This is a genomic window from Amycolatopsis sp. NPDC024027 (assembly GCF_040638975.1).
GTDB lineage: Bacteria > Actinomycetota > Actinomycetes > Mycobacteriales > Pseudonocardiaceae > Amycolatopsis.
On the sequence record NZ_JBEZYY010000001.1, the window covers coordinates 751,858 to 769,785 of the forward strand.

Sequence of the window (17,928 nt, forward strand, 5' to 3'; positions counted from 1 at the left end):
CCGTGGTGGCTGTCACGTTTGACCTGGAGCGCGCTCCAGCACCTAGCGTCGGTCGAGACAAGATCGCCAGGGAAAGGACCGACATGACCGACGAACGCTTCGAGCGTGGCCTGAAGACCCTGACCGAGATCGACGGCGAGAGTGGCCAGCGGGTGATCGACGCGCTCGCCGACGTCGCCCCCGCGCTGGGCGAGGCCGTCGTCTCCTGGGGGTTCGGGGAGATCTACTCGCGGCCGGGTCTGGCGCCGCGCGATCGGCAGCTGGTCACCCTCGGCATGCTCACCGCCCTCGGCGGCTGCGAGCCGCAGCTGGAAGTGCACGTCAACGCGTCGCTCAACGTCGGCCTCACGCCGGCGGAGATCGTCGAGGCGCTCCTGCACTCCGCTGTCTACTGTGGATTTCCGAAGGCGCTGAACGCGACCTTCACGGCCAAGAAGGTGTTCGGCGAGCGCGGGTTGCTGCCGGTGACCGCGGAACGGTAGCCGACAGACGGTCCGGTCCGACCGGCGAGAAATCCTCGTCGATCCCGCGCGGATCATCAACACCGCCAGCATCGCCGCCATCCACGGCGGCAACCCGCGACGAGCTGGGCGAGGCGATCGCGGCGGCGACCCCTGCGCCCGCCGGGCAACATCGGCGCGCTGCCGGGCCGTACGATTTTACCCGGCGGTAGCGGACAGATCAGACGATTGTGTGCCGATGAGCGGCATCCTCCCTTGACGTACGATATATCAGGAACTAATCATCGGATCTCTCGGACGAGGAGGTCCCTTGAGAATCCGCCTGCTTGCCTGCCTCGCCGCCGCCGTCGCGCTGGTGGCGAGCCTGGTCAGTCCCGCGAACGCCGAGCTGTACCACCCGCGTCAGGACTGGCTGCGGGCCTCGACGGCCGGGTTGTTCCTGCACTGGGGCATGTTCACCGCGCCGCGGCACACCGACTGCGCCGCCTGGGAACGCGACGTCACCGACGGTGGCTGGACGCCGGGCTACTGGATCGACGAGGCGAAGAAGCTGGGCGCGTCCTACGTCGTCCTCACCACCTTCCACAGCCGGCTGGGCTACGCGCGGCCGTGGCCGTCGAAGATCCCCGGCAGCTGCTCGACGCAGCGTGACTTCCTCGGCGAGCTGATCGCCGCCGGCCAGGCCAAGGGCGTGCGGGTCATGCTCTACATGACCGACGATCCGCAGTGGCACAACGAAACCGGGCACGAATCCCTCGATTCGGCCGCCTACTCGGCGTACAAGGGCAAGCCGGTCGACCTCACCACCCGGCCCGGCTTCGGCGAGTACTCCTACGACCTGTTCGACGAGGTCATGGACCGCTACTCAGACCTCGCCGGGTTCTGGATCGACAACGACAACGAGTACTGGGAGCAGCACGGGCTCTACGAGCACATCCGCGAGAAGCGGCCGTCCTGGTTGCTGAGCAACAACAACGAGGACACGCCGATCATGGACACGGTCAGCAACGAGCAGAAGACCGGCATGACCCCCTCCTACGACTACCCGCAGGCGGTTTACACGCCGATGCCGCGGCTCACCGAGGCCGACTACAAGCTGCCGACCAACGGCGACTGGTGGTACAGCGGCGGCGACCAGGCCGTCGACTTCCGGCTCTCCACCGGCCGGTACATCACGAACGCGGGCTCGTCGATCAAGTCGCTGATGGCCGAAACCGCCATGCTGAACGGGAAGTTCCCGCCGCAGCAGGAGGCGTTCAACACCTTCATGGCGTCCTGGACCCAGCCGATCCGGGAGTCCCTCGAAGGCACCCAGGGCGGCGGGTACATGTACGGCGGCCTGCAGCCCGGCTTCTGGAACGACGGCGCCCACGGCGTGATCACCGTCAAGCCCGGCGCGCGGACGCAGTACGTGCACGTCGTCACGCGGCCGTCCACGAACCTGGTCCGGCTGCGGGACAACGGCTACCGCGTCACCGGCGTGTCCGATCTGCGCACCGGGAAGCCGATGCGCTTCGCCCAGTCCGGCGGCTACCTGTCCATTCTGGACATCCGAGACTGGGACACCTACGACACGGTGTTCAAAGTGGACACCGCCGGGCAGCAGTACTTCTACGACAAGAGCACGATCAAGGCGACCGCGTCGGCTTCCGCAGACGGGCACCCGGCGGCGAACCTCGTCGACGGCAGCTACCTGAACTACTGGGACGCGGGCGGCCGGCTCCCGGTTTCCGTGACGCTGGACCTGGGCCGCAGGCGGTCGACGGCCTACCTGGCGGTGCACGAGCGCGAGTCGTCGCCGACCTCCGCGCGCGAGTCCTTCGGCCGTGCCGAGGACTCCGCGCGGATCAAGGACTACCGGGTCCACGCCAGTGACGACGGGACGAACTGGCGCACGGTGCGCACCGGCGCCCTGCCCAGCAACCGCGGCGTCCAGTTCATCGACGTCGGCGAGGTGCACGCGCGGTACCTGAAGCTGGAGGTGCTGAACACGTGGTCCGGGCCGCAGGCCAAGCCGTTCTACCGGCAGCTGGCGCTCGACGAGATCGACATCGCCTACGGCTACCCGGACCCGCGCGGCGAGGTGCCGCTGGAGGCGGAGTCGTGGCGCAACGGGTTCGAGGGCAAGGCGACGCCGGTGTGGTGCGAGGCGTGCTCGGGCACGAACGCGGTGACCGGCCTCGATCGCGGCGCGGTCGTCTTCCGGGACGTCCAGGCCACCGGTCCGTCCCGGCTGCAGCTCGACACGACGGGCCCGGGCACGCTCTCGGTGAGCGTCAACGGCGCGGCCCCGATCGCGGTCACCGCGCCGGGCGCGATCCCGGTGCCGCTGACCGCGGGCGCCAACACGATCAAGGTCTCCGGGACGGCGGACCTCGACCGGATCGCGGTGGCGCCGATGCCGCCGGAGTCGTATACGCCGAAGACGACGTTGACCGTGCAACCCGCCGGTGTGCAATGGGTTTCGCCGGGTCAGCAGTCGCTCCGGATCACCGCGTCGCTGCGGCTCGACGTCGACGACCCGATCGACCACGTGTCGCTAGCCCCGGTCGTCCCGGCGGGCTGGGCGGTGTCGGGCGATCCGGTGACGGCGTCCGCACTGGGGCTCGGCCAGGTGCTGAGCGGCTCGTGGACGGTGACCGCCCCGACGGCCCAGGACGTGAGCATCCCGGTGACGGCGTCCTTCCGGACGCTCGGGCGCGCGAAGTCGGTGAGCAAGCCGGTGCAGGTGAAGCCGCGGCCCGCGGACCGGGTGTTCATGCGGGAGGCGGAGGACTCGGCGAACGACATCGGCGACGCCGGCGTCACGAGCTGCTCGCCGTGCTCGGGCGGGCAGAAGGTGCGCAACATCGGCCCGGGAGCGGCGGTGACCTTCCCCGGCGTGACGGTGCCCGCGGCGGGCCAGTACACGTTGTACCTGGACTTCACCGTCAACGGCGACCGGTCGTACTTCGTCTCGGTGAACGGCGGTGCGCCGACGGAGGTGAAGGTCAGCGGCGCCGGGAACAACACCCCGTACACCACTTCGGTCCCGGTGACGCTGACCGCGGGCGCCAATACGGTCCGGATCGGCAACGACCGCGCCGGGGCTCCGGACCTGGACCGGATTTCACTGGGTTAGCTCCCGCAGCACCCGGGCCGCGTCGATGTCGACGGCGCGGCCCGGGTCCCCGCCCGCCGCGCTCCACGCGACGGACACCCACAGCTCGGCGTAGTCGCCGCGGTCGACGCGGGGCAGCCGCCAGGTGAGCCGGCCCCCGGTGCGCTCGACGGCGTCCCCGCCGACCAGCCGGGACCAGTACGGCGGCACGTGCTGCCCGGCCCGCGAACACCGCCGCAGCAGCTCGGCCCCGGGGCCGCCGACGCTCACCGCGGCGTCGGCGGTCTCGGCGGTGAAGGCGCTTTCCCAGATGCGGTCCTCGTGCGGCGCGCCGGCCAGCTCGGCGTGGACGACGAACTCGCCGACGTCCTCGCGGGCCAGCACCCGGAGGATGGTGGTCTCGCGGGTGATCCCGGGCAGCCCGGACGCGGTGGGCCCGGACACGACGTCGAGCCGCACGGAGCTGTGCCGCCACCGGCACAGCCGGGCGCCGGACTCGAGGCCCCAGGTCAGTTCGGGTCTCGCGGGCACGTCCCAGCCGCCGACGCGGACGGCGAACCGCACGTCCCCGAGCGGGGTGACGACGTCGAGCGCCCGCGGGGCCGTCCGCGAAAGGACTTCGGTGTCCAGCATGCAGACATCCTTACCCCGCGCGCGGAGACGCGAAAATGCGCTGCGCGAACGTCACCCGACCGGGGATGATCAACGGCATGGAAGAGGCGTTGAGCCGCCGGCCGCAGCTCCCCCCGGTGGGCGCGGTGGTCGACCGTGACGGCCCGGTGGTGCGAACCCACTACGGCACGCACGGCGAGGTGAGTCACGGGCCGCTGCCCGATGGAGACCTCGAAGCGCTGGTGGTCCGGCAGGTCGATGCCTTCGCGCAGCGCAACGAGCCGGTGCTCTGGCCGGTCTACGGCGACGCCCGGCTCGCCGAGGCCCTGCTCGCCGCCGGCTTCGCGGCGGAACCGGAACGTGCGGTGCTCCGCTGTCCGATCGGGACGGACACCACGACGCTCCCCGTGGTCGGCCACGACTGGGCCGGGCACCAGCGCGTCGCCGAGCTGGCCGCGAAGACCGGCCCGCACCGCCGCCCGTTCTCCGAGTTCCTGGCCGACTCCGCCTACTTGGACCGGTCGGCCGCGGTCGTCCTCGACGGCGATCGCGCCGCCTGGCTGGAACAATCCGGGGAGTTCATGGTGGTCGGCGGGGTCACCGACCCCCGCCTCGCCGCCACGCTCGTCGCCCACGACTGGCGGCTCGCCGGACCGCACCGGGGGATGCGGTTCCTGCTCGCGGAAGCCACCGGTGCCCTGCGGGACGCGTTCGAAGCCGCCGGGATGCGCGAGGTCACCACGGTCACCCGCTACCACCTGAGCTCGCCCGGCGAACCGGCGCGGACCCGGCCGGTTCGCCGGCTGTTCGCCGAGCCGGAGTACGACGACATCTGGTCCCGCTTCGAGGAGCGGTTCGCCTTCCGCCCCGACACCCGGGAGTTCCCCGGCATCACCGAACCCGCCGGCTCGGCGACCTGGCACGTCGGTGACCTCGACGACCCGCAGCTGGATGCGCTGTACGACAGCGTCCACAAGGGACTGCGCGAGTCGGTCGAGCCCGGCGAGGAGCTGTACTGGCTCGACTGGCAGCACGTCGGCTACCGCTTCGACCCCGCCCGGGTCGACGGCGCCGGACCGCGCTGGCCCGGCGCCGTCTTCCCGGACGGCGACTACCACAGCTACCTGACCGGCGACCTCCGGCTGGGCACGTTCGGGCACCCGTGGGAAGGAACGGTCTGCGTCTTCGGCGACCTGCTCAGGCGGATCGACGCCGAGCTGACCGCCGCGCTCGGCGAGCCGATCCGGCGCTCAGAACCCTGAGGTGCCGTTCGGCGTGCCCAGCCCGGTCGGCCCGTCGTACCCGGCGCCCGCCGTGCAGAGGTAGCTCCCGCCGCAGCTGCCGTTCGAGCCAGACGTGACGTCATAGAGCCCGCTGGTGTGCGCGTACGGGTACGACCCCGACGTCACCGAGTTGCCCGCCAGCGCGTACACGCTCGCGATCACCGGGGACGACAGGCTCGTGCCGCCGACCTGCACCCAGCCGTCCGCACCCTGGGCCAGGCCCAGCGACAGCAGAAAGTCGCACCACGACGAGCTGCCGCAGCTGTTGTAGGTGTCGTAGACGCCGAGCCCGGTGGCCGGGTCCGCGACCGCCGAGACGTCCGCGACCGTCCTCTTCGCACACCCGGTGTCGTGCTGCCAGGACGGTTTCGCTTCCAGGGCCGAACACCCGCTGCCGCTGCCGTTCCACGCCGTTTCGGTCCAGCCGCGGGTGGTGGTGGCCGCCTTCTTCAGCGTGGTGCCGCCGACCGCCGTGACGTACGGCGACGACGCCGGCCAGCTGACGCCGTACCCGGAGTCGCCCGAGGACGCCGTGACCGCGATGCCCGGGTGGTTCAGGTGGGCGTCCGCGGCGAGGATCGTCGAGTCCTCGGACCCGCCGTAGCTGTTGGAGATCGCCACCACGCCGGGCGTCGCCGCGGCCGTGTCGACCGCCGTCATCAGCGGGTCCGTGTCCGGGGAGTTGGCTTCCACCAGCAGGATGTGGCAGTCCGGGCAGGTCGCCGACACCGCGTCGAGGTCGAGGCTGATCTCTTCGGCCCAGCCGTAGTCGGGCGCGGGCAGCGGGCTCGCCGCGCCGTTCTGGTTGACCTTCTTGAAGCAGCCGTTGGCCGTCGTGCACGGGGAAAGCCCGCGCGCGGACCGGAACTTGGCCAGGTCGGCCTCGGCGGTCGGGGCATCCTGGGCGTCCACAATGGCCACGGTGCGGCCGTTCGCGTGCAGCCCGCCGAGGTTGTAGGCGGCCTGGATCTCGGCCGGTCCGTAGCCGACCGGGGTGGAGACGACCAGCGGGCCGTTGCCGTTCGGCGACCGGACCGCCTTGCCGAGGCAGTGCAGCTTGCCGGTGGTGGCGCAGCCGAAGTTCACGACGCCACCGCTCTGCAGCGGCGCGGCTTCGGCGGTCGAGGTGGCCACCGTGACCGGGGCCGCGATCAGGGAAAGCACGACGAGGGACCGGAACAACCGTGGAGACGCCATGGCCTACTCCTCGGTAGGGGACGAGGTGGCAGCGGATCGTCGCATGTCACACGATCGAGGTCACCCGTCGGAAGAAGGTTTCTCGGTTCAGTCATTCGCCCAGAGTGGCGACAACCCGACGAAGAGTGACGAACCGCTTCACTCATTTGCGCATTGGTCCAGACAAGTGTTACTTAAACGTGATCGAAGCACCGCTGACCGGGAGCTACTTTGTTGCGACTGGCAACAAATTGCCTCGTGGATCCCCAACGGCGGAGGTGTCACGGCGTGAACCGGACCTTGGACAAGCTACGACGACGCGGCCCGGGGCTCGCGCTCGTCGCCTCGGCACTGCTGGTGGCGGCCGGGCTCACCGCCCCCGCCGCGCTCGCCGCGGACGACTACACGCAGAGCGTCACGCAGCCGAGCTCGACGCAGGCGCAGATCAACTTCACCCCGGCCACCCCGGCGCTGTACGTGGACGTCCACTACACCGGCGTGCCCGGCGTCGGCCAGCAGAACGTCCGGATGACCAACGGCTCCGGCACCTGGCGCACCACCGTCAACGGCCTGAGCAGCGGGAACGTCCTCGACTACTGGTTCACCTACGAGAAGAGCGGCCCGCAGTACGACACCCCGCACTTCAGCTACACCGTCGGCGGGGGCGGCACGACGACGGTCGCCGCGCCGACGTTCAGCCCGCCCGGCGGCACGTACTCGGCCGCCCAGACGGTGACGATCAGCAGCGCCACCGCGGGCGCCACCATCCGGTACACGGTGGACGGCTCGACGCCGACGGCGTCCTCGACCCTCTACAGCGGACCGATCAGCGTCCCGAACTCCCGCACGGTCAACGCGATCGCGCTCAAGTCCGGGTCGACGACCTCGCCGGTGTCGAGCGCGAGCTACACGATCGGCACCCAGGCCGGCTGCCCGACGCAGTCCGACACCCCGAACTTCGGGCCGAACGTGCGGATCTTCGATCCGGGCATGTCCGCGGCGACGATCCAGGCGCAGCTGGACACCGACTTCAACAACCAGAAGGACACGCTCACCGCGCAGTTCGCCGACCGCCGGGTCGCGCACCTCTTCAAGCCGGGCACCTACAACGGCGTGCACGACAACGTCGGTTTCTACACCTCGGTGGCCGGCCTCGGCCAGAACCCCGGCGACGTCCTGATCAACGGCGACGTCACCGTCGACGCCTTCAACGCCTCGGACAACGGCGTCGCGCTGCAGAACTTCTGGCGCTCGGCGGAGAACCTGGCGGTCAACCCCTCCGGTGGCCAGGAACGCTGGGCGGTCGCGCAGGCCGCGCCGTTCCGCCGGATGGACGTCCGCGGCGGGCTGCAGCTGTACCCGGCGAGCTACGGCTACGCCAGCGGCGGCTACATCGCCGACACGAAGGTGGCGGGCCAGGCCGCGTCGGTGTCGCAGCAGCAGTGGTACACCCGCGACTCCGCGCTGGGCAGCTGGAACGGCGGCGTGTGGAACATGGTCTTCTCCGGCACCAGCGGCGCGCCGGCGACGACGTTCCCGAACCCGCCCGAGACGACGCTGGCCACGACGCCGGTCTCCCGCGACGTGCCCTACCTCTACGTCGACGGCACCGGCAAGTACCGCGTGTTCCTGCCTTCCCTGCGCACGAACGCGTCCGGCCCGAGCTGGGCGAACGGCAGCACCCCGGGTTCGTCGGCGCCGATGAGCCAGTTCTACGTCGTCAAGTCCGGTGACACGGCCTCGTCGATCAACAACGCGCTCGCGGCGGGCTGCAACCTGTTCTTCACGCCGGGCGTCTACCACCTCGACCAGACGCTCAACGTGACCAAGGCCGGCACGACGATCCTCGGCATCGGCTACCCGACGCTGGTGCCCGACAACGGCGTCAACGCCATGCAGGTGTCCGATGTGGACGGCGTGCGGCTCAAGGGCCTGCTGTTCGACGCGGGCACGACGAACTCGCAGGCGTTGCTCACGGTCGGCCAGTCCGGCTCGTCGGCTTCCCACGCTTCGAACCCGACGACGGTCCAGGACGTGTTCTTCCGGATCGGCGGCGCGATCGCCGGCAAGGCCACGAACAGCCTGATCGTCAACAGCGCCAACACGATCATCGACCACATCTGGGCGTGGCGGGCCGACCACGGCAACGCGGGCACGGTCGGCTGGAACACGAACACGGCCGACACCGGGCTGGTCGTGAACGGCGCGAACGTGCTGGCCACCGGCCTGTTCGTCGAGCACTACCAGAAGTACCAGGTGATCTGGAACGGCCAAGGCGGGAAGACGATCTTCTTCCAGAACGAGATGCCCTACGACGTGCCGAACCAGGCGTCGTGGAACGCGCCATCGGGCGTCGCCGGGTACGCGGCCTACAAGGTCGGGGCGAACGTGACGTCCCATGAGGCCTGGGGTCTCGGGAGCTACTGCTTCTTCGACACGAACCCGGCGGTGTCCAGCTACCACGCGTTCGAGGTGCCGAACAACAGCGGCGTCCGGTTCCACAGCCTGCTGACGGTGTCGCTCAACTACCGCGGCACGATCACACACGTCATCAACGACACCGGCGGCGTCACGCCTTCGGGCACGGTGCCGGTCAACGTGGTCAGCTACCCGTAACCCGGGTATCCGGCAGCCCCCGCACCCGGCCTGGTGCGGGGGCTGCCGTGCCTCTGGCGATGTGCCACACCGCTGTGGCACCTTCGAGTAGGGCGGCGTCGAGGCCGAAGTAGCCGCGTTCGGGCTTGGTGTCGGTGCGCTTGCGCCCGGCCGGAACCGCAGCCAGCCGCCAGGTTTCGGTGCCCTGCTGCAGCACTCCTTCGTAGGTGTCCCACGCCGGCTCGCCGACGCCGATGGCCTCGCTGTGGCCCAGGCTGCCGGCGATGAAGGCGTACCGGTCGCCGAGCAGCGCCCCGACGATCGCGCCCGCGCCGGACCCCGAGCGTTGCAGGTGGCCGTTGTGCGCGAACACCAGCGTCGGGCCGCGGGTCGCCTCGATGGCCCGGATGTCCAGGAGGTTCTCAGCCATGAGCACCGCGCGCATACTCGCCAGGCGGGCGATCCTCGTGTCCTGATCACCGGGTTGAGCCGACGCCGCGTGGTAACGCAGCAGACCGAGCCCGGCGGTGGCGTTCACCTTGGCCAGCCACCAGGCATCGTCCAGCCGCGGCGCCTGGGCGAGGAGGGCGACGAGCAGGTCGTCGGCGAGCACGCGCAGCTCGCGGGCCTCGGCCGTGGCGCCCGGCGACTGTGCCGGGTCGAGGATCGCCTCCGGACGGCTCCACCGCTCGTCGTCGCCGGTCAGAGCAGCGATATCGATGTCCAGGCCGAGGTAGTCGCGGACGTGTTCGAGGTAGGCCCGCGGGCTGGGGGCGCTGAACATCTCGGTCGGAGCGTCGAAGCCGTGGAAGGTCAGCGGCTCGTCGGCCGTCTCGTTGTACTCGCGCAGCCACGCGAGCAGCTGCCGGTTGGCCGCCACTTCGCCCAGGTCGTGCGAGAAGCCGCCGTCGAGCGCGGCGACGCGGTCGGTCTCCAGGGCGATCGACCGGAAGCCGTGCTCGACGAGCCGGGCGAACAGCTCGTTGCGGATCCGCGCGAAGGCCGGTTCGAAGTGCGTCGGCTCCCCGAACGCGAGCAGCTCGGCGGTGAAGTCCGTGAGGTCCATATGATTGAATCGTATCCTTGAAGACCCGATTGAGACCGGCCGACCTCGCCCGCGAGCACGGCCTCTCCACGCAGGCGGTCCGCAACTACGAGCGCGACGGCTTCCTCCCGCCGGCCGCGCGCACGGCCAGTGGGTACCGGATCTACACCGAGGTCCACGCCTCGGCCCTGCGTGCGTTCCTGGCGCTGGTCCCGGCGTACGGCCACGCGACGGCCGGCGGGATCATGCACGCCGTCCACGACGACGACCTCCGCCGCGCACTCACCCTCGTCGACCGCGGCCACGAGCTGCTGCTCCGCGACCGCAAAACCCTCAACACGGTCCGCAAGGCGATCGGGCACCTGACGACCGGTCCGGCCCCCGAGCCGGCCCCGGCCGGCTGGTCGATCGGCGAACTCGCGCACCGCCTCGGCGTCACCGCGGCGACCGTGCGGGCGTGGGAACGCGCGGGCATCCTGGTGCCTTCGCGGAACCGGGCGACCGGCCACCGGGTCTACCAGGCGGCCGACATCCGGGACGCGGAACTGACCCACCTGCTCCGCCGCGGCGGCTACCCGCTGGCCCGCATCGCGACGGTGGTCGAGCAGGTTCGCACCGCGGGCGGCACCGAGTCGCTGGCCGAGGCGCTCGAAACCTGGCAGGACAGGCTGACCGCGCGCGGCCTGGCGATGCTCGACGCGGCCGGCCGGCTCAGCGCGTACCTGGCCTCACGGTCGTGAGCCCGGGTGCAGCCGGTCGTACTCGTGCGCGGCCGCGCGCTGGGTCCGCACCGGCAGCGCCGAATCCCCGGCTTCGTCGTCGACCTCGTTGAGCCCGAGCTGCACGGCCAGCCGGATCTGCTCGCGGTTTTCGCGGACCACGGCGGAGAAGAAGTCGTCGATCCGCGGGTCGAGGAGGACTTCGAGCAGCACCCGGAACGACGTGTCGACGCAGGCGCGCACGATCTCGTCGTGGAACGGCAGCCGCTTGAGCTTCCCGAGCTGCGGGTCCGCGGCGATCTTCTCGGCGATGATCGAGCGCAGCTCGTCCTTGTGCGCCCCGAGCGACTTGGCCAGGTTCTCCGGGTAGTTGCCGGTTTCCAGCACCTTGACGACCTCGTCGAGCACCGCGATCGTCACCGGCTTCTTGATCGCCTTGACGATCGGCTCGGAAAGCTTGTCGACGAGCCGGTAGGTGAACTGCTCGCCGACGGCCCGGTCCGCGGCGCGCCCGATCCGCACGAACAACAGCACGACGCTGACGAACTTGTGCGCGGCCATGGCGGGGTGCGCGACCGGGATCATGGCGAACAGCTCGTACCAGTTGCGCACGAGGAACTTCTTGGCCCACCGCCGTTTCCGCCACCGCCACAGGAACTCGAGCAGGAAGATCCCGCAGATCCCGCAGTCGACGGAGAAGATGACGAGCCCGGCTTCGCGCGCGGGCGGGCTGAGCACCATGAACCCCAGCAACCCGACCGACCCGGCGGCGAGCACGAGCATGATCCAGTCGTCGGCACGCACGTTTCCGGGCAGCACCCCGCTGTTGAGCTCGGGTTCACGGGCGTCGCGAAGGGTGACCATGCCCGATGATGGCACGGACACCGCTGATCAGCCGGTTCGGACCGGCTGCCAACTGTCGCGTTTTTGTCGTGTTCCGCCCCCGCTCGATACGGCATCGTGGACGGTGGCGGTCACGGCGAGGAGGAGCCCGGAGCGGACAGCCGACTGCGCGCTGTTCGCTCCGGGCGGCGAAGGCGATCGCGCCTTCCCCCCGTTCACCGATTAACGGATGATCGAACCATGCCGGACTTCGGAGCGGAGTTGAAACGTCGACGGACGGCGGTCGGCGTGTCGCTGACCGGACTCGCTGCGTCCGTCCATTTCACCAAGGGCTACCTCAGCAAGGTGGAGAACGGCAAGGCCCGGGTGAACCGCGAACTCGCCAAGGCCTGCGACCAGGCACTGGGTGCCGACGGGGAACTGCTCGCCCTGGTCGCCGAATCGGCATCTCCGCCTCGCCGCGGCGCCGGCGGCATCATCGGGCTCCCGGACAGCGGCCGGTACTTCGTCGGCCGCGAAACCGAGCTCGAAGCACTTTCTGCACGACTGCTCAGCCCGGACGACGCCCGGGTCGGCGTGGTGCACGGAATGGCGGGAGCGGGCAAGACGGCACTGACCGTCGCCGCCGCCCGGCGGGTTGCGAACAGTTTTCCGGACGGCTGCCTCTTCTTCGACTTTCGGGGCCACACCCCCGGATCAGTCGAGCTTTCGCCTGGCGAAGGGCTGTACCGGCTGCTGCGCCTGCTGGACGGCTCGGCCGACCAGCTCCCCGCGGACGAAGACGGCCTGGCCAACCTCGTCCGCGACCAGCTGCGCGGGCGGCGGATGATCCTCGTGCTGGACAACGTCCGGTCCGCCGAACAGATCCGGGCGATCGTCGACGGCGAGACGTCGTCGCGGATCCTGGTGACCAGCCGCAGCCGGCTGCCCGCGCTCGACGACGCCTGGCACTTCCCCGTCGGGGTGTTGCCGTCCGACGACGCCGTACAGCTGCTGCGGTCGGTCGCCGGCGACCACGCACCAGCCGACGACGCGGTGGCGGCCGAGATCGTCCGGCACTGCGGGCAGCTGCCGCTTGCGGTGCGGATCGTGGCTGCCCGGTTCGTCGCCGGCGGCTGGACGGCGGCGAAGCTGCGCGACCGCCTGGCCGACGAGACCACCCGGCTCAGCACGCTCGAGGACGGCGAGCGGAGCGTCGCGACCGCGTTCGCCGTCTCCTACGATGCGCTGCCCGCCGACCAGCGCCGGTTGCTGGGGTTGCTCGCCCTGCACCCCGCGGCCCCCGCGGAAACCGGCGCCGTCGAGGCGCTCGCCGGACTCGGCGCGGGCGAAGCGGACCGGCTGGTCGATCGGCTGCACGACGCGCACCTGGTCGTCCGCGACGAACGGGGGTACGTCGAGCTTCACGACCTGATGCGAACCTTCGCGGCGAGGCACGCACTGCCCCAGGTCGAACCGGGCGACCGCGACGACGCCGTGCTCCGCCTGGTCGACCATCTCGTCGCGCTGACCATAGCGGCCGACGAACTCGTCGAGCCCGACCGGTTCCGCCCGGCCATCGGCCTGCCGGCGCCGGCCGGCGTGCCCTTCTCGGACGCGGAGGGCGCCCTCGTCTGGTTGGGCGCGCAATGGCCGGCGCTCGCGGACATCGTCGACTCCGCGGCCCGGCACCGGTTGTACGACCGCTGCTGGCAGCTCGCGTTCGTGCTCCGCATTTTCTTCTTCCGCGAGCAGCTGTTGGAGCCGTGGATCCGCACGCACGAGCGAGCGCTCGAAGCGGCGCAAGCGGCCGGCGATCCGAGCGCGATGGGCATGATCCTCAACAACTTGGGCATGGCCTACGCGGAGTCGGGCCGGCTCGACGCCGCAGTCCCCTTCCACCAGCGCGCCTATGAGCAGTTCGCGTTGGCCCACGACGACCGGGGCACGATCGACGCATTGTCCAGCCTGGCGTGGACCAGCCTGGGCCAAGGGGAGGCCGAGTCCGCGCTGACTGACTTCAAGACGGTGCTGGCCGTCTACCGCCGTACCGGCCGCACCCGCAACGTGGTCATCACCCTGCGCGGCGTTGCACGAGCTTCGGCGGCCCTGGACCGGTTCCCCGAGGCACTGGCCGCCGCGCAGGAGGCGGTCGCGCTCGCCCAGCTGCCGGTCGACCAGGCGATGTCGGCCAACTGCGAAGCCTGGATCCACTTCCGCGCCAGCCACTTGCATGAGGCCGAGCACACCTACCACCGAGCGGCCGAACTGGCCGACGACGCGGGAAGCGAGTACGAGCGAGCCCGAGCGTTGACCGGCTTGGGCAACACAGCCGCCGCCCGCGGAGACCGCCGCGACGCGGAGCACTGGTGGGCGGAGGCGGCCGCATACCGCGTCACGCTGACCCCAGTCAGGTTCAGCGAGAGCGAGTACCGCGCCGCCAGTGCTGGCCAGGACTGATCAGAACGCCGCAAGTCGATCACCCTGCCGACGCGTGCTGCCGAGCCGTCTGCAAGACGTAATCCGCCGCCTTCGCCCAAGTTCGCTGCGCCGCCAGGTATTTTCTGATTTCCGCCGCCTTGGCGAACGCACCCGGAACGTCCATGAGCACGGCCGTGATCCGCTCGGCCCAGAAGCCATTGTCTTTCGACTTCACGCCGGTCATGGGCACGATGGAGTCGTGGGTGAGATCGGGCGCCAAACGTTTGAGCAGGTAGCCGAGACCGCTGTCGGCACTGACCAGGACGGGGACCCCCGCCACGATGGCTTCGGCGCCGACCAGCCCGAATCCTTCACTCCGTGACGGCATGAGCAGCAAGCTGGCACCAGCCAGATCCTCGCGCAGGGTCTCTTCATCGGTGACGAATGCCCGCGGCACCACGCGGAGCCGGGGATTCTCGGCCAGCTCACGCAAAGCGGCGTGATCATTCTCGGCAGCGCCTCGCAGCACCACGCGCATCGGGCCGCGCCCCGCCAACCTCAGCGCATCAAGCGCCTGACCAGCAGCGCCCAGCGCGATGTCCAAGCCCTTGACGTACTTGTCGTCGAGACGCCCACTGACCAGAACCGTGTGTGTGCCGTCGGGCGGGGCATCGAAGCCGACCGGAACACCGTCGAAGCCGGGGTCGATCTGGTGCACCTTCGTCCTGCTGCCGCGCAGCTGGGGTTCGTAGTCGTCACGCAGCTTGGGGCCGACCGCGAAGACCAAGTCAGCTTCCTTGGCAAGCTGTCGTTCAAGGTTTGCCCGCGTTTCCGCCCGCAGTCCAGCATCGGTCACGTGGGACTTGAGCCACTCCGTCTCCTCCGGCGCCGTATGGATGAAGTGGAGGCGGGCGGCCGTCGGGTAATGGTCTTCTTGCTGGCACGCCGCGATCCGGCCGGTGATCCGGCCGTGCCCGATGACGAGGTCCGGAGCGACATCGGCGGGAAAATCCCTGGGCCGCCGCATCAGTGCTTCGCGAACGGTGTCGTCGTCACTCCGGGTTGCCTCCAGCAGCCAGACCTTTTGTTCCGCCGCTCGGTCTCGATCCTGCGGCTCGGACTCCGCCACGAGGCAGTAGACTTCCGCCCCCGCGTCGGCGAGTGCAACGCAGAGCCGGCGGTTGAAGGTCGTCAGTCCACCGTGCACGGAGACCCAGTCCGTGTCGATGGCAAGGATGCGCGGCCCGGAATTCCTGCTTACTTCGTCGTCAGGCTGACCGGTTCCCGGCAGCGGCGGAGCGGTGACCGCGCTCGCAGGCGATACCTCCGGGTTCACCGGAAATTCCTTCGGCCTCGAGTGGTCTTCTGATCCGAAAACTACGTGTGCTTGCTCGGCCAGATCCTGCCACAAACCTACCTTTTCCGAATCACCGGTCCGGTGCGCAGCCTCGATCAGCCCTTCGAGTGCCACCACCTCGTCAGCCCGACTTGCGGCAATCACACTCAATCTTCTGGCGCGCCGAAAAGCCTTCTGCGCATCAGCGAAGCTCTCACATCGAATAAACGCTTCACCCAGGTGAGATTCCATTTGCGCCAGGTCAGCGCGGTCAAACGAGGATCTCCCCTTCTTGAGAGCCTGCTGAAAATACTTGATTGCCTCCTTGGTATTCGGCATCGCCAGGAGCGATCTCGCCATGCAGTCCAACGCGATGGCCTCGTTGTAGACATTCCTCCGGAATCGATAGAACTCTCGAGCTTTCTCAGCCAGTTCGTAAGCAGCCTGATATCGAGCGGAGTAGTACTGCAACCAAGCTTCGTTGTGGATCGCGTTCGTCGCGCCGTATTCGTCGCCCGCCTCTTCGAAGGCCCACCGAGCGCTGTTCTGACGACGGCAAGCTTCCCCCAGATCGCCGAACTCGCCGAGAGCCATGCCCAGGTTGGCCAGCATCAACCCATGAGCGAGTCGATCTTTCTGGTTTTTGTAGGCAGCGTCGAGGCCCACCCGGTAGAGCGAAACCCAAATTCGCCAAGGCTTTTCTTCGAACAAGTATCCACGCGCGGCGTAAGCAAACTGCCAGCAGGCCGTGGCTACTTGAACAGCTTCCTCGGCAGTGAGACCGCGACCTGCTTGCACTTCACCGGCTAGTGAACACATCCCCGAGGCAACCGCAAGCAGGTTGTCTAGCTCGCCGTCCATCCAGGCGCGGGCTTCCTCCTTGTCGTGGAATTTTTCGACAGCCAGATCGGCGGAGATGCGAACCAGCGGGAACCGGTGTCGCGACGGAGCTAGGAGCAGGTCGGCAGCGGCAACCGATTCCAGGTAATAGCCGAAAAGCCGGAGAAGCGGCTGCACCGAAGCAACGGCCCCTGACGGCATGCCCGAAGTCGCACGGAATCGATCGATCAGGGACTCGGGAAAGTGCCAGGACTTTTCGGTATAACGGTCGAGGAACCCGCTGGAACACAGGTCGTCCAAGCTGGCTTTGGCCGCGGGAAGGCTTTCATCCAGCAAGCTCGCCGCCGCTCCGCACCCGATGCTTTCTCCCGGGTGAAGCGCCAGCCGTTCGACTCTCTGCCGGTATGCGAGTGGCAAGACCGCCAGGCAAGCTTCGGCGACGTCTTCGAGCTCGGCTTCGCCGTCCCCGTCGGCGACGTTCGCCAGGCTGTGGTCGAGCGTATCGAGCACAGCGCGTCCGCGGACACCAACACAGCCACCGATCAACCGCAGCGTCAGCGGCCGGGTTCCACACCGCCGAAGAAGCCAGCGAGCAACGTCGACCGTGCCAGAGTCGGTCAGGTCAAGCTTTCCGGACGCGTTCAACAGCTTCAACGCCGGCACATCGGCCAGGCCCGGCAAAGTGAGCTCCAAGCCGTCCTCCGGGGCGATGCGGACATCACGGCCAATGAGGAGCACGGAGGCGGTCGCCGAGCCGGGAAGCAGGTATTTCACCTGGTCAGCGTTGGTCAGCCCGTCGACGATGACCAGAACCGACCGGTCGGCCATCCACTTCTTGTAGAGCGCCGCACGGGCCTCGAGAGTCCGGGGGACATAGCGCGCGGCCACGCCCAGCCCACGGAGCAGGCGGTCGAGCACCTCGGCTGTCGCCTCCTCGGCTCCCATGCCGCGGCAGAGACGCAAGTCCTCGTAGAGACGGCCATGGGCGAACTTGCCCTTCAGACGCATCGCAACATGGATGCTCAGCGCCGTTTTGCCGATGCCCGATGGGCCGCGAAGCAGACACGCACGCCTCGTCGAGCAAGGCTGCGTACCCCCCGGGACGAGCGCGTCGGCCACGTCCTGCAGTTCGTTGTCCCGGCCGTACAGCGCGGCGCTGCCGTGGAGAACCTGCGGGCGAAGAGAGAACGGAGTTGCGACTCTCGGATCAGTGGCCCTCGGCAGCAACGCCAAGCTACGCAACCGGCCTCGGCCGCCGACCGCGCGGTCGCAGGCGTCGGCCAGTTCCGGGGACGGGAACCGGTCACCCACGACCACCGGGGCCAATGCCTCGATCGGCGCGCCGGTCGCCGCGACCAGCCCGTCCAAGGACATCCGCGTGGTTCGCATGAGCTTCCGTAATCTGGCGGCGAAGGGAGTGTCCGACACGCCTGAAAGCCTCCGTCCGCATTGACTCCGGTTCCGGTCAGACTACCCTTGGAGCCGTCCAGGGTGTCGAATTGCGCGCGACAGGGGCGG

11 protein-coding genes are annotated in these 17,928 nt (G+C 69.3%); 6 read left to right on the top strand and 5 right to left on the bottom strand.

Annotation, left to right across the window (positions count from 1 at the left end; genetic code table 11):
* Positions 1-83 precede the first annotated feature (83 nt).
* Together AB0F52_RS03675 and AB0F52_RS03680 are read left to right on the top strand one after the other, a co-directional pair.
* Positions 84-482: a carboxymuconolactone decarboxylase family protein gene (locus AB0F52_RS03675; RefSeq protein ID WP_360164161.1), complete on the top strand. Its 399-nt coding sequence runs from the start codon at positions 84-86 to the stop codon at positions 480-482.
* Between the two features lie 289 nt (positions 483-771).
* Entirely contained in the window at positions 772-3,582 is a 2,811-nt protein-coding gene (locus tag AB0F52_RS03680; protein ID WP_360164163.1) for an alpha-L-fucosidase, read from the top strand.
* Here AB0F52_RS03680 and AB0F52_RS03685 read toward each other — a convergent pair.
* Complete coding sequence (locus tag AB0F52_RS03685; protein ID WP_360164165.1) at positions 3,571-4,194, bottom strand: hypothetical protein; 624 nt, start codon at positions 4,192-4,194, stop codon at positions 3,571-3,573. The two genes, AB0F52_RS03680 and AB0F52_RS03685, sit on opposite strands and share 12 nt — an antisense overlap.
* 65 nt (positions 4,195-4,259) lie before the next feature.
* Between AB0F52_RS03685 and AB0F52_RS03690 the strand changes: the two genes are divergently transcribed.
* Positions 4,260-5,435 (top strand): DUF2716 domain-containing protein, encoded by a 1,176-nt coding sequence (locus tag AB0F52_RS03690; protein WP_360164167.1) that lies wholly within the window; start codon positions 4,260-4,262, stop codon positions 5,433-5,435.
* On the opposite strand, the gene AB0F52_RS03695 is transcribed toward AB0F52_RS03690, so the two are convergent.
* Positions 5,424-6,653: a peptidase S8 gene (locus AB0F52_RS03695; RefSeq protein WP_360164169.1), complete on the bottom strand. Its 1,230-nt coding sequence runs from the start codon at positions 6,651-6,653 to the stop codon at positions 5,424-5,426. The genes AB0F52_RS03690 and AB0F52_RS03695 overlap by 12 nt on opposite strands.
* Before the next feature lie 267 nt (positions 6,654-6,920).
* On the opposite strand from AB0F52_RS03695, the gene AB0F52_RS03700 reads away from it, so the two are divergent.
* A complete protein-coding gene (locus AB0F52_RS03700) occupies positions 6,921-9,248 on the top strand; it encodes a chitobiase/beta-hexosaminidase C-terminal domain-containing protein (protein ID WP_360164171.1) in 2,328 nt (775 codons plus the stop codon).
* Here the strand turns inward: AB0F52_RS03700 and AB0F52_RS03705 are convergent.
* Positions 9,235-10,293, bottom strand: coding sequence for an erythromycin esterase family protein (locus AB0F52_RS03705; RefSeq protein ID WP_360164173.1), 1,059 nt, complete (start codon positions 10,291-10,293; stop codon positions 9,235-9,237). The genes AB0F52_RS03700 and AB0F52_RS03705 overlap by 14 nt on opposite strands.
* A gap of 17 nt (positions 10,294-10,310) precedes the next feature.
* On the opposite strand from AB0F52_RS03705, the gene AB0F52_RS03710 reads away from it, so the two are divergent.
* Positions 10,311-11,012: a TioE family transcriptional regulator gene (locus AB0F52_RS03710; RefSeq protein WP_360164175.1), complete on the top strand. Its 702-nt coding sequence runs from the start codon at positions 10,311-10,313 to the stop codon at positions 11,010-11,012.
* Here the strand turns inward: AB0F52_RS03710 and AB0F52_RS03715 are convergent.
* Complete coding sequence (locus AB0F52_RS03715) at positions 11,001-11,855, bottom strand: ion transporter (protein ID WP_360164177.1); 855 nt, start codon at positions 11,853-11,855, stop codon at positions 11,001-11,003. The genes AB0F52_RS03710 and AB0F52_RS03715 overlap by 12 nt on opposite strands.
* A gap of 219 nt (positions 11,856-12,074) precedes the next feature.
* Between AB0F52_RS03715 and AB0F52_RS03720 the strand changes: the two genes are divergently transcribed.
* Positions 12,075-14,273, top strand: a complete 2,199-nt coding sequence (locus tag AB0F52_RS03720; RefSeq protein WP_360164179.1) for a tetratricopeptide repeat protein — start codon at positions 12,075-12,077, stop codon at positions 14,271-14,273.
* 19 nt (positions 14,274-14,292) lie between these two features.
* On the opposite strand, the gene AB0F52_RS03725 is transcribed toward AB0F52_RS03720, so the two are convergent.
* Positions 14,293-17,778, bottom strand: coding sequence for a glycosyltransferase (locus tag AB0F52_RS03725; RefSeq protein WP_360164181.1), 3,486 nt, complete (start codon positions 17,776-17,778; stop codon positions 14,293-14,295).
* Between the last annotated feature and the right edge of the window lie 150 nt (positions 17,779-17,928).

Coding starts and splice junctions, on each gene's coding strand:
- AB0F52_RS03675 (WP_360164161.1), top strand. CDS start 84: ATGACCGACGAACGCTTCGAGCGTGGCCTGAAGACCCTGACCGAGATC.
- AB0F52_RS03685 (WP_360164165.1), bottom strand. CDS start 4,194: ATGCTGGACACCGAAGTCCTTTCGCGGACGGCCCCGCGGGCGCTCGAC.
- AB0F52_RS03690 (WP_360164167.1), top strand. CDS start 4,260: ATGATCAACGGCATGGAAGAGGCGTTGAGCCGCCGGCCGCAGCTCCCC.
- AB0F52_RS03695 (WP_360164169.1), bottom strand. CDS start 6,653: ATGGCGTCTCCACGGTTGTTCCGGTCCCTCGTCGTGCTTTCCCTGATC.
- AB0F52_RS03705 (WP_360164173.1), bottom strand. CDS start 10,293: ATGGACCTCACGGACTTCACCGCCGAGCTGCTCGCGTTCGGGGAGCCG.
- AB0F52_RS03715 (WP_360164177.1), bottom strand. CDS start 11,855: ATGGTCACCCTTCGCGACGCCCGTGAACCCGAGCTCAACAGCGGGGTG.
- AB0F52_RS03720 (WP_360164179.1), top strand. CDS start 12,075: ATGCCGGACTTCGGAGCGGAGTTGAAACGTCGACGGACGGCGGTCGGC.